The organism is Clostridium sp. CTA-19 (assembly GCF_054767855.1).
Genome location: NZ_BAAABH010000100.1, coordinates 1 through 484 on the forward strand (window position 1 = coordinate 1; position 484 = coordinate 484).

Consider the following 484-nt stretch of genomic DNA (forward strand, 5'->3'; position numbering starts at 1 on the left):
GGTCGAACCCCCACGCCAAAGGCGCTAGATCCTAAGTCTAGTGCGTCTGCCAATTCCGCCACATCTGCATAATTTGGTGGCTCACCGGGGAATCGAACCCCGGACACCATGATTAAAAGTCATGTGCTCTACCGACTGAGCTAGTGAACCCTATGGCTGGGATAGCAGGATTTGAACCTACGAATGCCAGAGTCAAAGTCTGGTGCCTTACCGCTTGGCGATATCCCAACATTACTTAAATAATTATTAATTTTATATGGGGTGGCCGATGGGACTCGAACCCACGACACCCAGAGCCACAACCTGGTGCTCTACCAACTGAACTACGGCCACCATATAATGGTGCGTTTTAAGGGATTCGAACCCCTGGCCCACGCCTTAGAAGGGCGTTGCTCTATCCAACTGAGCTAAAAACGCATACTTGGAGCGGGTGAAGGGAATCGAACCCTCGTAACTAGCTTGGAAGGCTAGCACTCTACCATTG

4 tRNA genes are annotated in these 484 nt (G+C 50.8%); all 4 read right to left on the minus strand.

Annotated features, from left to right (window positions below):
- Positions 1-74: 74 nt before the first annotated feature.
- Positions 75-150, minus strand: a tRNA-Lys gene (locus ACYUE0_RS17815).
- Between the two features lie 3 nt (positions 151-153).
- Positions 154-228, minus strand: a tRNA-Gln gene (locus ACYUE0_RS17820).
- A 29-nt stretch (positions 229-257) separates the two neighbouring features.
- Positions 258-333: transfer RNA gene (locus tag ACYUE0_RS17825), tRNA-His, on the minus strand.
- Between the two features lie 7 nt (positions 334-340).
- Positions 341-417, minus strand: a tRNA-Arg gene (locus ACYUE0_RS17830).
- Positions 418-484 lie beyond the last annotated feature (67 nt).